At 64.8% G+C, this 233-nt stretch carries 1 protein-coding gene; it reads right to left on the reverse strand.

All coding sequences use genetic code 11. The annotated features are described in order from the left end of the window. On the reverse strand, positions 1 to 233 hold a 233-nt coding region (locus KVT38_RS34310), incomplete at both ends, for an aconitase family protein (protein ID WP_217598157.1).

Genomic DNA, 233 nt, shown 5'->3' on the forward strand with positions numbered 1-233 from the left:
GCACGCGGCCTTCGAAATCCCGGTTGCCCGAGAGGACTGCGGCGACGGCCATGCCGTTGTCCGCGATCGCTTGGCTGACTTCGTCAGGCCGCGGGCCGGAGTTGCCGATACAGGTCGCGCAACCGTAGCCTGCGGCGTAGAAGCCGAGCTTCTCCAGGTAAGGAAGCACGCCGGCCTTGATCAGGTAGTGGGTAACGTCGAGCGACCCCGGGGTCAGCGAGCTTTTGACGTAA

Origin of the sequence: Cohnella sp. GbtcB17 (genome assembly GCF_019091135.1) — a bacterium.
Taxonomy (GTDB): domain Bacteria; phylum Bacillota; class Bacilli; order Paenibacillales; family Paenibacillaceae; genus Cohnella.